This is a genomic window from Hyphococcus lacteus, from assembly GCF_041058985.1.
GTDB lineage: Bacteria > Pseudomonadota > Alphaproteobacteria > Caulobacterales > Parvularculaceae > Hyphococcus > Hyphococcus lacteus.
Genome location: NZ_JBEHZE010000001.1, coordinates 1,805,228 through 1,822,426 on the forward strand (window position 1 = coordinate 1,805,228; position 17,199 = coordinate 1,822,426).

Annotated in this window: 16 protein-coding genes; 7 read left to right on the forward strand and 9 right to left on the reverse strand. The window is 51.8% G+C overall.

Going from position 1 to position 17,199, the window contains the following annotated elements:
* Positions 1–22: 22 nt before the first annotated feature.
* Together ABFZ84_RS08620 and bcp are read right to left on the reverse strand one after the other, a co-directional pair.
* The gene (locus ABFZ84_RS08620) at positions 23–823 is read right to left on the reverse strand and encodes a ferritin-like domain-containing protein (protein WP_369313591.1); all 801 of its coding nucleotides are present in this window, start codon (positions 821–823) and stop codon (positions 23–25) included.
* Between the two features lie 7 nt (positions 824–830).
* Positions 831–1,301 (reverse strand): thioredoxin-dependent thiol peroxidase, encoded by a 471-nt coding sequence (bcp, locus tag ABFZ84_RS08625; RefSeq protein ID WP_369313592.1) that lies wholly within the window; start codon positions 1,299–1,301, stop codon positions 831–833.
* A 193-nt stretch (positions 1,302–1,494) separates the two neighbouring features.
* Between bcp and ABFZ84_RS08630 the strand changes: the two genes are divergently transcribed.
* Positions 1,495–4,905, forward strand: coding sequence for a YhdP family protein (locus ABFZ84_RS08630; RefSeq protein WP_369313593.1), 3,411 nt, complete (start codon positions 1,495–1,497; stop codon positions 4,903–4,905).
* Between the two features lie 4 nt (positions 4,906–4,909).
* On the opposite strand, the gene tyrS is transcribed toward ABFZ84_RS08630, so the two are convergent.
* Positions 4,910–6,166 carry a tyrosine--tRNA ligase gene (gene tyrS, locus ABFZ84_RS08635; RefSeq protein WP_369313594.1) on the reverse strand — a complete coding sequence of 419 codons (1,257 nt, stop codon included), beginning with the start codon at positions 6,164–6,166 and terminating at the stop codon, positions 4,910–4,912.
* Positions 6,167–6,329: 163 nt separating this feature from the next.
* Here tyrS and ABFZ84_RS08640 point away from each other — a divergent pair, with 163 nt between their 5' ends.
* Positions 6,330–7,463 (forward strand): anhydro-N-acetylmuramic acid kinase, encoded by a 1,134-nt coding sequence (locus ABFZ84_RS08640; RefSeq protein WP_369313595.1) that lies wholly within the window; start codon positions 6,330–6,332, stop codon positions 7,461–7,463.
* Here the strand turns inward: ABFZ84_RS08640 and ABFZ84_RS08645 are convergent.
* Genes ABFZ84_RS08645 through ABFZ84_RS08660 form a run of 4 tightly spaced genes read right to left on the reverse strand, consistent with a single transcriptional unit; the run spans position 7,460 to position 11,754 of the window.
* Positions 7,460–8,749 carry a TCR/Tet family MFS transporter gene (locus ABFZ84_RS08645; protein ID WP_369313596.1) on the reverse strand — a complete coding sequence of 430 codons (1,290 nt, stop codon included), beginning with the start codon at positions 8,747–8,749 and terminating at the stop codon, positions 7,460–7,462. The genes ABFZ84_RS08640 and ABFZ84_RS08645 overlap by 4 nt on opposite strands.
* A gap of 15 nt (positions 8,750–8,764) precedes the next feature.
* Entirely contained in the window at positions 8,765–10,057 is a 1,293-nt protein-coding gene (locus tag ABFZ84_RS08650; protein WP_369313597.1) for an HlyC/CorC family transporter, read from the reverse strand.
* 18 nt (positions 10,058–10,075) lie between these two features.
* Positions 10,076–11,179 carry a 3-dehydroquinate synthase gene (gene aroB, locus ABFZ84_RS08655; protein ID WP_369313598.1) on the reverse strand — a complete coding sequence of 368 codons (1,104 nt, stop codon included), beginning with the start codon at positions 11,177–11,179 and terminating at the stop codon, positions 10,076–10,078.
* Positions 11,179–11,754: a shikimate kinase gene (locus tag ABFZ84_RS08660; RefSeq protein ID WP_369313599.1), complete on the reverse strand. Its 576-nt coding sequence runs from the start codon at positions 11,752–11,754 to the stop codon at positions 11,179–11,181. Before ABFZ84_RS08660 ends, aroB begins: the two co-directional genes overlap by 1 nt.
* Here ABFZ84_RS08660 and ABFZ84_RS08665 point away from each other — a divergent pair.
* The 5 genes from ABFZ84_RS08665 to ABFZ84_RS08685 all read left to right on the forward strand — a co-directional run bounded on the left by ABFZ84_RS08665 (position 11,753) and on the right by ABFZ84_RS08685 (position 15,759).
* On the forward strand, positions 11,753–11,917 hold the full coding sequence (locus ABFZ84_RS08665) for a hypothetical protein (RefSeq protein WP_369313600.1): 165 nt from the start codon (positions 11,753–11,755) through the stop codon (positions 11,915–11,917). The two genes, ABFZ84_RS08660 and ABFZ84_RS08665, sit on opposite strands and share 2 nt — an antisense overlap.
* 21 nt (positions 11,918–11,938) lie before the next feature.
* Positions 11,939–12,064: a hypothetical protein gene (locus ABFZ84_RS08670; protein ID WP_369313601.1), complete on the forward strand. Its 126-nt coding sequence runs from the start codon at positions 11,939–11,941 to the stop codon at positions 12,062–12,064.
* On the forward strand, positions 12,051–13,745 hold the full coding sequence (locus tag ABFZ84_RS08675; protein WP_369313602.1) for a hypothetical protein: 1,695 nt from the start codon (positions 12,051–12,053) through the stop codon (positions 13,743–13,745). The genes ABFZ84_RS08670 and ABFZ84_RS08675 overlap by 14 nt, the downstream gene beginning before the upstream one ends.
* A 9-nt stretch (positions 13,746–13,754) precedes the next feature.
* Entirely contained in the window at positions 13,755–14,696 is a 942-nt protein-coding gene (locus ABFZ84_RS08680) for a site-specific tyrosine recombinase XerD (RefSeq protein ID WP_369313603.1), read from the forward strand.
* 91 nt (positions 14,697–14,787) lie between these two features.
* Positions 14,788–15,759 carry an acetyl-CoA carboxylase carboxyltransferase subunit alpha gene (locus ABFZ84_RS08685; protein ID WP_369313605.1) on the forward strand — a complete coding sequence of 324 codons (972 nt, stop codon included), beginning with the start codon at positions 14,788–14,790 and terminating at the stop codon, positions 15,757–15,759.
* A gap of 189 nt (positions 15,760–15,948) precedes the next feature.
* On the opposite strand, the gene ABFZ84_RS08690 is transcribed toward ABFZ84_RS08685, so the two are convergent.
* Both ABFZ84_RS08690 and ABFZ84_RS08695 read right to left on the reverse strand, forming a co-directional pair.
* On the reverse strand, positions 15,949–16,290 hold the full coding sequence (locus ABFZ84_RS08690) for a hypothetical protein (protein WP_369313606.1): 342 nt from the start codon (positions 16,288–16,290) through the stop codon (positions 15,949–15,951).
* A gap of 87 nt (positions 16,291–16,377) precedes the next feature.
* Complete coding sequence (locus tag ABFZ84_RS08695) at positions 16,378–17,052, reverse strand: alpha/beta hydrolase (protein WP_369313607.1); 675 nt, start codon at positions 17,050–17,052, stop codon at positions 16,378–16,380.
* Positions 17,053–17,199: the final 147 nt, after the last annotated feature.

A 17,199-nucleotide genomic window follows, 5' to 3' on the forward strand; every position in this document is an offset into this window, starting at 1 on the left:
TCTATTTACGCGGGTTTTGGTTTCAAATGGGTTCATAAAAATATTTATCGAGACCCGCTTTTTCCCGAGCATCATGGTTAAAGGGCGGTTTCAACTCGCCTGCGAAGTAGGTTTTACGCAGTTTATGGAACGTTTCCGTGACATCTAGGTTTTGCTCGGCGCAAATCGTATCAAACCAGAGTTTTCCACAAGCCACATGCCCCACTTCCTCCGCGTAAATAACAGCGAGAACGTCTGCGCTTTCGTTATCGCCAGCTGAGCGAAGCCGCTTCATCATTTCCGGGGTCACATCAAGCCCTCTCGCTTCCAAAATGAGTGGGGCAATGGCTAGGCGCGCAAGCACGTCATGCTTTGTTTTTTCTGCACTTTCCCACAGCCCATTATGGGCGAGGTGGTCGCCATACTTTGCCCCCAGCGCATTGAGCCGCGCCTCAATCATCTGAAAATGCCGTGCCTCTTCTCCGCCAATTCTGACCCAATCGCGGGCAAATGCCTTGGCATCCAGTCCCATTTTGGCGATTTCACCCGTAAATCGGGCTGCCATGTCAAATGCGAGATCGATGGCGTTGAATTCGATATGGGCGACCGCATGAAGAAGCGAAACCCGCCCCTCGACTGAACCAAAGCGCCGTTTGGGCATATCGCCGGGGTTGGCCAAAGCCGGCAATTTGGGCCGGGCTGGCTGGTTGGGCGGGGGCTCTGCTGTGTTTTCAAACCCACTTTGGAGCGTCACGTGGCGCAGCGCATCTGCCTTCGCTGCGGCAGATACTTTCTCAAAAGGCGCAGCGCTGGAAAGAACGTCAATGGCAGCATTCAAAATCATGGATTGATTATAGCTCTTTAACTGCCGCTAAGACGTCTTCGGCATGCCGGGCGACTTTGACTTTGCGCCAGATTTTTTGGATGACGCCTTTTTCGTCGATCAGAAAGGTCGAGCGCTCGATCCCCATATATTTACGGCCATACATGTTCTTTTCGACCCATACGCCGAACTTTTCTGTGACGGTGCCGGCTTCATCGGATGCTAGAACGACTTTAAGGTCGTGTTTATCAATGAACTTTTGGTGTTTCGCGACTGTATCGCGTGATACGCCAATGACCACTGCACCGGCGCGCTTGAATTTGGCGATATCTTCCGAAAAAGCGATTGCTTCTTTGGTACAGCCGGGGGTGTCATCTTTCGGGTAGAAGTAGAAAACAACTTTTTTGCCCAAATAATCCTTGAGACGTGCTGCATCGCCGTTGTCGAGTGTGAACGTGACCGCAGGTGCTTTTTTCCCCTCGGAAAGAGTAGTCGCCATAATGTATCCCTAATCTCGTGTTCATATGGTCGCGCACCATATCGGGTGGATACAAAATCGCCAGCCTTCGGTATCAACTAATCCATCATATCTTGCGGATATACCCATTGCTCTTTACCGGTATAATATTGCGACGTCCAAAAGGGGCTGGCATTGTGCAGCAGTTGATTAGTGTCGCGGGGTATGCGGCTGCATGAAAAAACGGGCCTTGAGAACGGCTATCATCTTCTTTGAGGTAATCGCGATTGCGATTGCGATTCTCGCTGCCGGTCTGTTTTTTTTATATTGGCGACTGGGCCAAGGGCCAGTTTCGTTGGACGTTTTCAAACGCAGTATCGAATATACAATTGAACAACGTAGCCCGGATGATTTTGACGCACAGATATCGTCGATTGAATTGCTTCGTGCAGAAGCCCGCGATGAATATTTTTTGCGCTTAAATGACACCAAGATTCTCGACGCAGATGATGAGCTTGCCGCAGCAGCACCGGAAATTTTGCTGACGTTTTCTCTAGGCGATATTTTGAAAGGCGGGATCGGCCCAAAAACCGTGGTCGCCGATGGTGCAAGTTTTCGTATCGTCCGGCATGAAACGTTGAATGTTGACATCCCGATTGTCAGCAAGACGTCGAACCAAAAAACCGGGATGGGTTTATCAAAGCTCCTTGAGCTTCGGATTCTCAAAAGCGCCTTTTCGTCAGCAACGATCAGTAATGCACAAATCACATTTCTCGACGAGGCCTCTGGGCGGGCGTGGGCGACCCGCAATGCCGAAGTCAGTCTAAAACGTGATGATCGCGGTCTTTCCGCATTGGTTCTTGGTTCCATTGATATGGACGGCCAGCGCGCGACTATAGATGCAGTTGCGGATTACCGGTCTGATGACGGTGTTGTTAATGTCGTTGTCGATGGAGTGAATTTTCCTGTCGGCGATATTCTTAGCACATTTTATGGCGACGGTGCCGGTTTTATTGATGCACCGGCCAGTGGTCGGGCCATTATGAAATTTACGGCGGATGGTCGCGTTTTAGCATCGCAATTCGATGCTAGGCTGGGTGCTGGTTTTCTAGAGATCGGCGGTAAACGCCGCGCTGTTTCCGTCATTGAATGGGAAACTGGTTTTGATCCCATACAGAACATTTTCACGATTGATAGTCTGAACTATGATGTCGAAGGCATGCGGGGGAAATTCCACGGTGACGTTGCTGTATCATTTGGCGAAGACATACGTAAGCCTGAGAGGGTCTCGTTTAATCTAATAACGCCGGAAACGGTCCTTGAATTGCCGAATGTATTTCCAGGACCATTAGGTCTTCAGTCCAGCAGTATCTCGGGGCAGTACCTGCTTGGGGAACGCCGTCTCACGGTAAAGTCGCTGAACGCCGAATTTGCCGAACTAAAAGCTGCCGGATCTTTGTCAGTTGTTCTTCCACGCAGACAAGGAAACGGAAAAGCACCGTCACCTGGAGTTATCGCAAATATTGATGTGGAGGGTTCGCTAAATCCGGAGCGATTATTATCAATTTGGCCCGCTACGATTGCGACAGGTGCGCGTGATTGGGTGGTCGATCGTTTAGTGGCAGCAACGATCGACAATATAGATTTCTCGATGAATTTGCTGCCGGGGGTTGTTGGTGAAGACGGTGGGCTTCCTGACGATTCCATGACGCTTACATTCGATGCACGCGAGGTGAAGGCAAATTATATCCGCGGTATGACACCACTCAGAAATGGGCGGGGGAGTGGAACCCTGCGCGGCAATTCATTCCTGTTGGATGTGCACTCAGCGCAAGTTGGCGATGTTGCTATTAAAAAAGGCGAAGTCTCGTTTCCTGTTTTTATTCCGAAGTGGGAACCAACTTATTATCGAATTACGGCGGAGGGCGAGGCAAGCTCGATGCTTTCGATTCTAGATGAAAAGCCGCTTTCACTATTGTCAAAAGCCGACTTTAAACCCGATCAGTTTTCTGGTGTAGCAATAGCCGACGTAGAAATTATGCGGCCCAATAAAAGGGACGTTGCGCCGGAGGAGTATGGGTATAAGGGCCTAGCGACATTTGAAGATATGCATATCGCTGAGTTAATTGGTGACACTCAAATTTTAAATGCAAAGGGGACAGTTGAATTAGCAACAAGATCGCTAATCGTTTCTGCGGACGCAAAACTCGCAGATGACGCACCAATCACAATGACATGGAAAAAGAATTTCTATCTTGAGGATGGCCCGTCGGGAATAAAGCTGACTGGCGAATTCGATAGCTCAACCGGCGATTTGTTTGGGGTAGCATCGCGGCAATATTTGCGTGGACCAGTGAAATTTGATGCTAATGCAAAGGGTGAAATCGGCGCGTTCAAAAGTATGGAACTTGCGGCCGATTTTTCGGCGGCTGCGCTTACATTTGATGCGCTGGGGTGGCGTAAGCCAGTGGGCGTTGCTGCCACTGGAACAGTTTCAATTAACTTTGGTGCGGATGAAGTTCTGGTTGAGAACCTTAACATCGAAGGGCCAAGCGTGAATGTTGGCGGAGAACTCGCATTCGCGCCCGATGGAGCCTTGCGGGCTGCGGTTTTAAAACAGTTTTATCTTGAAAATGCTGCTGATCTTGCGCTTACGGCTGAACGTGATCTGACCGGTGCTTTGGCGTTGACCGCTGTGGGTGATTTTCTCAATGCGGGCGCATTTATAGAAACGCTCTTGGGCGACACAAGCGGCCAAGGGAACGGCGAGTTGAGTTGGGGCCAAGGCATCAATGTTCAAGCTCGCATTGATCAAATCGCAATGCGAAATGATGTCGAATACCGCGTTGCCGCACTGGATCTAAGGCGGGACGAAAGCCGGCTGCAAGAACTCGATTTTTCTGCTTTTGATATGAATGGCACACCAATAAAGGCAACCATGGCGCTTACCGGCGCGGAAGAAGGATCACAACGAGCAATAGAAGCGGAGACCAGTGAAATTGGTGACTTGATGCGTGGGGTATTCGGTATTGAGTCTATCAATGGTGGTGAGGGTGTGATGAAGCTTGCGCTGCACCCATCAGGGAGTCCGGGGTTTTCTGGTGAACTAGAGGCTAGAAATCTGCAGGTCGTGAACACGCCGCTACTTGCGCGGATTTTTTCTGCGGGTTCTTTGGATGGCCTTGCGAACCTAATGAACGGTGCAGGAATTGATTTTTCATACGCCTATAGCAAGTTTGATTACGGCGGAGGTCGGTTACTAATTGATTCAATGCGCGCAACGGGGTCATCGGTTGGGATTAGTGCAGAAGGTCATGTTGAGCTTGGCGCTGATGGTCATGCAAACTTGACCGGCGCGGTCGCCCCAATTTATGCACTGAATTCAGCGCTCGGGAATGCACCCATCATCGGTGATATTCTTGTCGGTAAAAAAGGCGAGGGCATTCTCGCATTTTCATACCGTGTTAGCGGGGAAACCGGCAATCCTTCGGTTTTTGTAAACCCGCTTTCAGCATTGACGCCAGGCATTTTTCGGCAAATTTTCCAACCACAGCAACTCAACAATGCTGCGCCAGCGGAAACAGAAATACCGCTTCTTCCCGAGTTGGAACCGCTTGCGGCGGACCCTGTGCCAGAGCGTCCTTAAAGAGCTAAGAGATACGAATAATTGCGTGTTTCTTTTTTCCGACCGAAATCTTTACTGCTCCGTCACGAATATCATCCGTAGTCAGATTACGTTCTTGGTCAATGGGTTCATCGTTCAGTTTTAATGCGCGTGCTTTGATGTGACGACGAGCCTCCCCTTTCGAGGCGCAAAGACCAGCGGCAATGAATTGGTCGATTATTGGCGCGCCTGTATTGAGCGCTGCATTGGTAAGGTCGATGGTGGGCAAGTCACCACCCAAGCCGCCTTGTTCAAACGTGGTTTGCGCAGTCGCCGCAGCCCGGTCGGCAGCGTCGCGACCATGCAGCAAGGCTGTTGCTTCTGTCGCAAGCACTTTCTTGGCTTCGTTGATTTCCGCTCCTTCAAGGGCGGCCAGCCTGCGAACCTCATCCATGGGCAAGACCGTGTAGCGCGCGAGCAGCGTTTCAACATCTGCGTCTTCGGCATTGCGCCAGTATTGCCAATAATCGTATGGCGAGAACATATCTTCGTTCAGCCATACAGCGCCGCCGACGGTTTTGCCCATCTTGCCGCCAGATGCCGTGGTAAGAAGCGGGGTCGTCAGGCCAAAAACTTCTTTGCCGTCAGTGCGGCGACATAGTTCGACCCCGTTGATGATGTTCCCCCACTGATCAGAGCCGCCCATTTGAAGTGTGCAGTTCTGCCGGTTTAGCAATTCGTGGAAATCATATGCTTGCATCAACATATAGTTGAATTCGAGGAACGTCATTGGGCTTTCGCGTTCTAGACGTAACTTCACGCTGTCGAATGCAAGCATCCGGTTGATGGTGAAATGCACGCCGTAGTCGCGGAGAAATTCGATATAGCCGAGCTTCGATAACCAATCGTCATTGTTGACCATGACCGCATCAGTTGGCCCGTCACCAAATTTAAGAAATTTGGTGAACACCGATTTAATCGAGTTCATGTTGTCGGTGATGTCTTGATCAGTCAGCAGCTTACGCTGCTGATCTTTACCAGTCGGGTCACCCACTTTTGTGGTGCCGCCGCCCATCAGCGCAATGGGCCGGTGACCGGTTTGCTGCATCCAATAAAGCAGCATGATTTGAATGAGGCCGCCCGCGTGCAATGACTTTGCAGTCGCATCAAAGCCGATATAGCCCGTGACAATTCCCTTGCTGGCGGCGTTATCAAGACCCTCGAGATTGGTGCCTTGTGCGATAAAACCACGTTCATCAAGGATACGGAGAAATTCGGATTTGAAGTTGGTTTGGTCTGTCATCTATATCTCTGTCGTCGGGGCGAATTGCCTATATACCCGCCCCCTAGCATGATGGGCGCAGATTTCCAACGAATTGGGCACTGCAAGGCGAATTGGTTAAGAATGCTTTCAGGCTTTGTGGCGACTCTAGGTATTGTCATGGGGTAGAAATTAAAGAGGCACTATGAGCGATGTTTTGACCGCAATCGGATTGATGAGCGGTACTTCACTCGACGGTATTGATCTGGCGTTATTAAAAACTGACGGTGAGGATATCGTCGAAGCTGGGCCAGCGCTTCATGTGCCTTATAGCCGCGACTTAAAGGTTTGGGTTCGGCGGTCGATTAAAGCGGCGCTTGAAGGCCGGGACGGTGCGGCGGAGATCGGTAAGGCTGCCGGCGAGGTCACAGCCGCTCATGTTTCGGCGGTTGAGGCGTTTCTTGATCAAGTCGGTCTCAAACGAAAAGACGTTGATGTCATTGGTTTTCACGGCCAGACGATTTTACACCGTCCGCGTACCCAACCAGATAGTGTGGGCCGTACTTGGCAAATTGGTGATGGTGGCGTTTTGGCGGACGAAATCAGAATTGATGTCGTCAGCGAGTTTCGTTCGCAAGATATTGCCGCCGGAGGAGAGGGGGCACCGTTTGCCCCGATTTATCACCGCGCGCTTGTCGCGGGGATGGCAGAACGACCAGAATGTGCCGTGGGAGTCATCAACCTTGGTGGCGTATCCAATATAACTTATGTGCCCGAGAGTGCCGGTCCGATTAATCTCGTCGCGTTTGATTGCGGCCCGGGAAATGGGCTTGTTGATGAATGGTTGGAATTAAAAACCGGGGAGCCGATGGACAAAGACGGCGCATTGGCGCTGGCTGGGTCTGTCAACGAGGAAGCATTACGGATGATGCTGCTTTCGCCATATCTTCGCCGGAAGCCACCGAAGTCACTTGATCGATATGATTTCAAACTGGACCACGTGAAAGGTCTTATGCCGGAAGATGGCGCAGCAACGCTGACCGCGTTTACAGCTGCGTGTATCCAGCGGGCGGAGGAATTTTTTCCGGAGCTACCCGGCGGTTACATCGTTTGCGGTGGAGGCCGGCACAATCCGGCAATGATGCAGGCACTAAGAGAAAGATTAGATGCGCCCGTTGTTCCCGCAGAAGAAGCGGGATGGCGTGGCGATGATCTTGAGGCGGAATGTTTCGCCTATCTCGCTGTGCGCAGCTTGAAGAAATTACCGCTGAGCTATCCAATGACGACGCGGGTGCCGCGACCGATGCAAGGCGGTACGTTTCACCGCGCGCCGATTTAGGTTTTGGTTGGTGCCTCTTCACGCGGACGGCGTATTCGACCAAAAGCGAAAAACAACGTAGCCAACGCAAGAATTTCAAGCGCACTCGCAAAAATGAAGGGTGCACCCGGGAAATAGATTGGTGCGCCGTTCGGGAACAGCGTGACATTGAACAGCGTGAACGGTGTATTGGGCGATGAAAATGCCGAAAACGTTTGCGTCATCACCCAAGGGCCAATGACCATTGAAAGGCTCATGACCGCAGCGATCGCACCTTGCAGTTCACCTTGTGCATTCGCAGGCATTGTTCGCGACATGATCCCCTGCAAAGCGGGCTGAGCAAGGCCACCAAGCGCAGAAAAAGCGATCACTGCATAGACCATCCACCCCTGTGAGGCGAATGCGAATAGGACGTAAGATATAGCGGTAACAGACATGGCGGTGATCGCCGAAGCGCGCTCGCCAATTTTTGGAATCACAATCCTAGTGACACCCCCTTGAACGATCGCCGACATCAATCCCACAAACATGAGCGACAACCCAATAAGCGACGGGGTCCATGCGAACTTTTCCTCGGCGTAGTAAGACCATATGGAAGGGTAGGTCCAATGGGCGATTTGCCCAAAAAAGAGCACGAGTGCAATCGGTAACATAGCGGGGTATTTGGCAAATTGCTTAAAACTGCCGAAGGCGTTCGCGCGTTTCCATTCGAATTTCCGGCGGTTTTCGTTTGCTAGCGTTTCGGGAAGTACGAATAGTCCGAAAAGAAAATTTAACGCTCCGGTACATGCAACGAAATAAAATGGTGCTCGCGGACCATAATGGTCACCCAATAATCCACCAATGCCGGGTCCGATAATAAAGCCAAGACCAAACGCAGCCCCCATCAAGCCGAAATTCGCCGCTCGTTTTTCCGGAGCGGAGATGTCGGCAATATAAGCATTTGCGGTAGAGAACGTCGCGGCAAATGCGCCAGCTAACATTCGCGCAAAAACGATAATACCAATAACGGGCGCGACGGCCATTACGAGGAAATCGAGCGAATATGCTGCGAGAGAGGTGAGCAACACTGGCCGGCGTCCAAATCGGTCAGATAGACCGCCGATGATCGGCATCATGAGGAACTGCATCGCGGCATAGGCAACGGCGAGGTACCCGCCCCATTTGGCCGCCGACGAGAGACCTTCGCCCGTCACTTCCATAATGAGTTGCGGCATGACGGGCATGATCACGCCATAGCCGATCATATTGAGCATGACTGTGATGAAGATAAAAAACAGGGCGTTTCGACCCGGCGCTTTCGCCATTATAGGGTGACTTTCTTATGAAGCGGAATTGATAATGCGCGTAATTTTGAGAGCCGTAATTTGGTTGCGCCGTCGACGAAGAATTTTAAACCGAAATCCATGAAAAGAAAAAGTCTGCCCCACATCTGGAATTGATTGAGCGTCATGGATTACCAGCCCAGCGACCGTTACAGCTTCTGCGTCCGGAAGATTCCAATCCATAGCACGATTCAAATCCCGTATCGTGACATCACCATCAACATTTAGTGATCCGTCACCTTGAGGGCGAACCCCCAATACGGGGCTGTCATGCTCGTCTTCGATCTCGCCAACGATTTCTTCGAGAATATCCTCGAGTGTCACCAGGCCCATTAGGGCACCATATTCGTCTACAATCAATGCAACATGCTCTTGCTTGCGCTTGAAGGCATCAAGTTGTTCCTGAAGTGTTGTGGTTTCTGGCGCGAAATAAGGATCGCGAGCGAGTGCCTCGAAATCGATAGCGTTCGCATCGCCCTCTGCATCCCACAATGCGCGCAACAGATCTTTTGCGTGTAAGATTCCAATGACATTGTCCGGGTTTTCACGATAGAGCGGCAACCGCGTGTGGGCGCTTTTGAGCGCTTGTCGAATGATCGCGTCTTTCGGACTATCAAGGTCGAGCATCTCAATCGACTTGCGATGAACCATGATTTCTTCGGTGCGAATATCTTCGAGGTCCAGAGCCCCGCGAATAAGATCGCGTGCATCTTTATCGACGCGTCCTTCGGAGTGATGCAGATCGATTGCGCCACGCAATTCTTCTTGGGCCGTGAAAACAGCGCTATCTTTTGAAATATCAAGGCCAAAAACTTTGAACGCGGTGCGGACAACAAGCTGGATCAACCATGTGACTGGCGCGAATACGACCACGACCCATCGCATTAATGGTGCCACCAACATCGCAAAGGCATCAGGCCGTGCGATCGCCGCGGTCTTTGGTGAAACCTCCGCGAAGACAAGAACCAAGACAGTCATCGTAGCGGTCGCAAGGCCAGTTGCGAACAACGATGCCCCAAAAAGCGTTGTGAATACACTGGCAGCAATCACGGACGCGAGGATATTCACAAGGTTGTTGCCGAGTAAAATTGCACCAATTAAACGTTCGCGGTCCTTGATAAGGAGATTGACGCGGCGAGCATTTGCATTGCCATCACTCTCGAGCTTATGCATGCGCGCTTTAGATGTGGCCGTGAGTGCTGTCTCAGAGCCAGAGAAAAATGCCGAAAACGCCAACAGGAAAAAGATAATACCTATAGAGATGAAAAGAGATGGATCTATATCTGTCATGGTTTGATTCCGCTGACCTTAGTGGCCAGTTTTCTCCTTCAGAAAATCAGCGACATCTTCAATATCGGCGTCTTTTACGATTTTTCCGTCGCCAATCGTGTTTGCGAGGATAAGCGTAAGCGCGCCTTGCTCAACTTTTTTGTCTTGTTTCATGTATTCAATCAGTGTCGCGGCCGTTAGATTATTGCTTAGGGCTGACGCCTCTACGGGGAGGTCGCAAGCCGCTAAATGTGCTTTTACGCGTGTTGCTTGATCTGCGTTGCACATGCCTCGTCGCGCTGAATATTCAAAAGCCAACACCATCCCGAGTGCAACACCTTCGCCATGAAGTAATTTATCCGAAAATCCAAAGACTGCTTCAAAGGCATGGCCGAATGTGTGGCCGAGGTTTAATAACGCTCGCTTGCCGCGCTCATGTTCGTCAGCACTGACAATGGCGGCTTTGGCCTCACATGACTTTTTCACCGCGTAAATTCGAGCGGCTTGGTCGCCGGTTAATAAGGCTGCTCCGTTTTCTTCTAGCCAATCAAAGAAAGGCGCATCAGAAATCAAACCGTATTTCACAATCTCTGCATAACCCGCACGTAATTCACGAGGGGATAGTGTTTCTAGGCTAACTATATCGGCAATCACCACAGTAGGTTGATGAAAAGCGCCGATAAGGTTTTTGCCTTGGGGGGCGTTGATTGCTGTCTTGCCGCCGACGGCGCTATCGACTTGTGCTAAAAGGCTCGTTGGGATTTGAGCGAAGCGACATCCGCGCCGAAGGACTGCGCAGGCGAAGCCAGTCAGGTCACCAATCACTCCGCCGCCAAATGCGATAACAATATCGTCGCGTTCAACGCCCAGATTCAGGAGTCGACCGGTCAAGTCCTGAAAAACGTCGAATGATTTTGTTGCCTCTCCCGGTTTAAGGATAATGAATTCAGCGTTGATCCCGGATAGGCCGTTTTTTAACGCCTGGCCCTGAGCGGCGAACACATTTTCATCCGTGACAACGACTACGCGTTCGCGGTTAAGAAGCGGCGATAAGATCGTGCCAGCCGTTTCAAGCAGTCCCGCACCTATATGAATGTCATAGGCGCGATCACCGAGGGGCACGCGCACCGTTTCTGTCGTCATTATTCGTTTTCCTCACGAGGGCTTAAAAGCCAAGGGCTCGAATCAAGTTTCTCTAAGATTAGGGCGACGGTATTCGCGTGCGGGCCGGGTTGGCTTTGTATTTGTATATCGGCAGCGCGATAAAACTCTTCTCGTTCTTTTGAAAGGCGCAAAAGTGTCTCGCGGGGATCTCCGTCTTGCAGAAGCGGACGGGTGTCGCGGCGTCCCGCTCGCTTTATGATTGTCTCGATATCTGAATCGATCCAAATAGACAGGGTGTTCTCGGCGATCAGCGTTCTTGTCTCTTCGTTTGTTAAAGCCCCACCGCCTGTCGCCAGTACATGCGGCGGCCCCTCTAAGAGGCGCTTGATAACCCGGGCTTCACCTTCGCGAAAGCTAGCTTCGCCATGGGTCTTGAACAGGTCTGAAACGCTCATGCCTGCTGCTTTTTCAATTTCGTGATCAGCGTCATAGAATGGCAGGTCGAGTTGCGGGGCCAATCGTCGGCCAATCGTAGTTTTGCCGACCCCCATCATGCCAACGAGAACAACGGGGCGGGTACATTTTAAGTCGGGATATTTGCGAGATTGCATCATGACGGGTAGATGTAGGGGAGCACGCAAGTGGATGCTAGCCGGATTTCGGTATTTCCCTGAGGATCGGCGAAGTCTATCATTGCGTTTGGGGTTGATGCCAGACAAGGTCTGGCTGGGTATTTCTGGGGTTGAATATGGCCGGACGGCCTATCTGGCCATATAGGTTTATCAGAGGAGTATTGGTGTGCGTTTCGTAGCGATTCTATTTCTGTTGGCGCTGGCTGGCCTTGTGGGACTGTTTATCTATGGCCAAATGATGGAGCCTGAGGTTCGCGAGATCGAAGTGGATGCCAACTATGTTACGCAATAAACGCTCAGCAAATCTTTGGGGGCTCGGGGCAATATTCCTAGCGAGTACGATTACACCGTTCGCGGTGGCGCAGATCGCCGCACCTGAGACTGTTGAAAGCGCGCCAATCGCGACAGACGCCTTTGCTATTGGCGGTATTGGGCCCGCAGAGGGGGCACTTCCGACCTCGCTCTGGCATAATAGTGATCCTCAAACACTTGAATATCTGTTGGGCTACATGCCGACGCGGCCAATTTCTCCAAGCATCGGAAAGGCCATGCGCCGGACACTTTTGTCTTCCGGGACGAAACCAAGTGGTGCTAGCCCTTCGTTAGGCGGCCACAAACTTCTTGCGCTGGCGCGCGCTGGCTTTGTTGAAGAAGCCCGTGATGTTGCGAGTCTAGCAACCGCTGGTCGGTCTGACCTGACGGTTGCGGAAGCCGATGCGACAATCAGTTTGCTCAATGGCGATTCGGAGGCCGCATGTCGGCGCGGTTCATCGTTAAATGGTGGCCGCGAAGCGTTGTTCTGGGTCCGGCTACGTGCATTTTGTTATGCGCGCGCGGGCGAGCTTGATGCTTTTGACCTAACAATGAATTTGCTGCGCGAACGTGGTGCATTAGCCGGTGGTGACGAAGCGCTATTGCTGTCAGTTGCCGGCGCTGAACCCAAGGTTATTCCGCCTGTAACGACGGCAATTCAATATGCGGCGGCTAAATCGGCAGGGCTCGCGCTCGATGCTGGTGCTATTGCAAATGCTGAGGGCGGCGTTTTATCTGCAATTTTGAATGATGACGAGGCTGATACCGGCCTTCGTATCGAAGCGGCGGAGCAAGCTGTCGCGATGGGGGCCGTTGAAATTGCGTCACTTAAACGGTTGTTTGATGGGATCACTTTTGAGGTTGCAGAATTAGGCACCGCAGTAGATGTCGCCAAAGCGCGCCCACAAGACATTACCCTTGATGCGCTTTTATATCAGTCAATTACCGCAATGAGCGCACCAGAATTCATTCGTGATAAAGCACAGCGAATTTCATTTGCATTAGGCCGTGCAAAGAGCTTTCATCGAGCCTATAGTCTTTCTCTTCTTTATGCAGATGATATTGTCGCCCTTGAAGGTGTTTTGGTCACGCCAGAAGAAGCATCGAACTTTGCGCTCGCGCGCATGGCCGTTGGTGATAGTGTCGGGGCAGGTCGCTGGCTGTCTGCGATGATTGGTGCGAATGAAAGTGTTGCGGCATTGCCCGAGCCGCTGGGCTTAGACTTTATCGACCGCGTCAATTTATTGTCGCATCTCGATCCGCAGACTGCTGCAAGGATTGCGAGAGGCGCAGGCGTCTCGTTGTTAACTGATGAACCTACTCATGTGAGCAGCGTTTCTGCACATGAAGACCCATCGGTCACTGCCCGAATTCTTGTTGCGGCCTTTGATGCTGTTGCTGGTGAGAAGCCGGGTCAGGCTAGCCTTGCAGCACTTGCAGCTTCCGCCGGGAAAGCGCGCGCCAATGGCGAAGTTGAAATGGTGGTTGTTGGTGAAGGGCTTAACGCTGCGGGAATGCCAGAATTGCGACGCTTGCATGAGTTTGAGCGTGCTTGGGCAGCAACATTTTCGTCAACGGGAATGACCGATGAAGCTTCAAGCGGCGGTGCGAGCCAAGACGAAGCCGGAATGGTGCCGCGGGTTAAGCCGCGCGCTAATTGATGAGTGCGAATGAGTGATCGCAACGACATCAGGCAAACGAATGCGCGCCTGATAGAAGCATTTTTAGAAATGATGGCGGTGGAACGCGCCGCTGCCGCAAATACACTGAAAAATTATGGGCGTGATCTTGAGCGGTTTGCCGTTTTCACATTGCCTCGCGGGGAAGCGCTACAAACCGCTGGTGCGGACGATATAGCGGCATGGTTGGCTGTGATGGAGGCTGAGGGACTCGCTGCCTCAACAGCCGCTCTAAAGGTATCGGCGCTGCGGCAATTCTATCAATTTCTATATAGCGAGAATTACCGATCTGATAATCCGACCGCTTCGATTGATCGCCCAAAAACTCAACGCCCTTTGCCAAAAATTCTGTCTACTGATGAGGTTACAGCGCTATTTGAGGCAGCAGAGCAGGATGCTACGCCGAAGGGGCGGCGTATGATTGTTTTGCTTGAAGTGTTGTATGCTGCGGGGCTTCGCGTTTCAGAATTGGTCGGGTTGCCGTTGGCGGCGGTGAGGCGGGGTGAACGACTACTCATTATTCGCGGGAAGGGCGATAAAGAACGCCTTGCGCCGTTAACTGGCCGGGCGCTAGACGCCGTCGAGGTATATCTCGATTGCCGCGATGCGTTTTTCCCAAGCGATGAGAAGGATTCGCTATGGATGTTTCCCTCTCGCGGAAAGTCGGGCCACCTAACCTCTGCTCGATTTGGGCAAATGTTAAAGGATTTGGCCGTCAAAGCCGGCGTTCCTCCGTCAAAAGTCTCACCCCATGTGTTGCGGCATGCTTTCGCCACGCACCTATTGGAAGGGGGCGCAGACCTCCGCAGTGTCCAGCAAATGTTGGGTCATGCGGATATCACCACGACCCAAATTTATACCCATGTGGCTCAGGATAGGCTGAAAGATTTGGTGTTTTCGAAACATCCGTTAGCAAAGAAGCAGGGTAAATAAGGATAAGATCAGCGCGAAATCAGGCTGATTCCCGTTTGAAATCGCTCTCGGGCCTCTGTAGGGTCCCAAAAAAAGATGAGTCAGTAGAATTATGCGCACCTATCTCGATTTTGAAAAACCTATTGCAGAACTTGAAGGCCGGATTGCGGACCTACGCCAGATGGATGGCGAGGCCGGGGTCAATGTGGACGAGGAAATTGAGAAGCTTCAGTCCAAAGCTGATACGATGCTCGCGGATTCTTATTCCAAGCTTTCGCGCTGGCAAAAAGTGCAAGTTGCCCGTCATGCATCGCGGCCGCATTTTTCAGATTACGTGAGCCAGCTTGTCGATGATTTTACGCCGCTCGCGGGTGATCGCGCATTCGGCGAAGATTCTGCGATCCTCGGTGGCCCGGCGCGATTGCGTGGTCATTCCATTATGTTGATCGGACATGAGAAAGGCGCAGATACCGCTAGTCGCGTTGCTCATAATTTTGGGATGGCGCGCCCCGAGGGATATCGCAAAGCCATGCGTCTTATGGATATGGCAGAGCGTTTTAATCTACCGGTGGTGACCCTGGTTGATACATCTGGTGCTTACCCAGGGCGTGGTGCCGAAGAACGTGGGCAGGCCGAAGCCATTGCGTCGTGCACAGAGAAATGTCTCGGTCTCAGTTCGCCACTCATCTCTGTCGTCGTGGGCGAGGGTGGTTCTGGTGGTGCTGTCGCGCTTGCCGCGGGTAACCGCGTATTGATGCTTGAGCATTCAGTATATTCAGTAATTTCTCCAGAGGGCTGCGCTTCTATTCTTTGGAAAGACGCTGCGGGCAAAGGTGATAACAAAGCGCCTGACGCAGCAGAAGCCATGCGCATTTCGGCACAGGACCTCTTAGAATTGGGTGTGGTGGACAGCATCATTCCGGAGCCGGTTGGCGGCGCGCACCGTGATGCGCGGCTAACGATTGAACGCTTAGGCGATGCAGTAGAATCTTCATTGCGGGAATTGGAGCAGCTCTCACCCGAAGAGCTGAAGCGTCAACGGCGAGAAAAATTCCTTGCGATTGGCCGTGTTGGTTTGACTTAATAAGACCAAATCAGCAACGCGATAAGAAATAACGATCCTGCGCAAAGTAGAAAGAATGCGGGCGAAAAACGTGGCCCGATAGAAAGTTTTCTTGGCGGGCTAGTAACCTCGTCTGCGTCGTCTGGATGATCGTTTTCCATGAGGTGGTTTGTTCCGTTGCCGGTTGAATAGCGTAAATTGCGCGCTCATTTAACCGCGAGAGAGAACGCCAGTCAAAACAACGTCGCCATTTTGACGAATTTCTATTTGAGAACCTTCCCGGAAATCAGGAAGGGAATGGCCTTTGGCGGAGTTGAAACACTTTCCTGCGCGACCATCTTTGACAGCAATGGTTGCTGCTAGATGTCCGTCTATGATGATTTCTGCGGTTCGTCCTGCGATTCCGCGTAGAGCGACAGCCAGTCGTTTTGTGCCATTTTTCTTTTGAGTTAGTCCGACCATACCGCGACCGGTGAAGCCACTCACGCCAGTCAGCGTTGCCTTAAATCTGGAGCGTAAGCTCGGTATGAGCCCTAGAATATTATCAAGCATGCGTGTCCCCCCGGACCACTTTTCATCGCGCAACTATAGCGCAGAAAAGTTAATCCGGGGAAAAGCACTGAAAATAAGCGGTTAGTCTTATGATTCGCCGTGATATTCGCCCTCTGGCGTTTCATAGGCTAAGCGACGGTCGAGATAAGTCTCTGCGGCGGTGATGAAGTCTTCCGGGTGGTTGGTAAAAAAGTGATCCGCGCCCGGGACGACTTGAAACTCTACTTTCCGCCCTTTTTGTGTGCGGGTTCGCTCGACCATGCCGCTGGTTTCCTCCGGTGCACAAATACGGTCCATCTCGCCATGAATGACGACGCCTGATGATGGGCAAGGCGCAAGGAACGAAAAGTCGTAAAGGTTGGCTGGCGTTGATCCGGCAATAAAACCAACGATTTCCGGGCGACGCATCAGAAGTTGCATCGCAATCCAAGACCCGAACGAGAAGCCAGCGACCCAGCTGAACGGAGCATTTGGGTTGATCTGCTGCATGTAATCAAGCGCCGTTGCGGCATCGGCCAACTCGCCCTGTCCTTGGTCATATTCGCCTTGGCTGCGGCCAACGCCACGGAAGTTGAAGCGCATGGTTGAGAACCCACGGCGGACAAACATCTGATAAAGCTCGTAAGTGGCGCGATTGTTCATCGTGCCGCCAAACTGTGGATGCGGGTGGAGGACCAGCGCAACGGGCGGATTCTCGCCTTTTCCTTTTTGATAGCGGCCTTCAAGGCGTCCTTCCGGACCGGCGAAAATCACTTCTGGCATCGTTACCCTTCTCAATGTTCTTGGGCAGAGGGTTGAATACCCCAGCCTTTTACTTCGCTAATGACCCAAAGATTGTCGCAAACCGTATAAAAAACAGGTCACACCGCGCATTTTTTGGCCGTGTTAATGTTGACTGTTTTAGTCGGA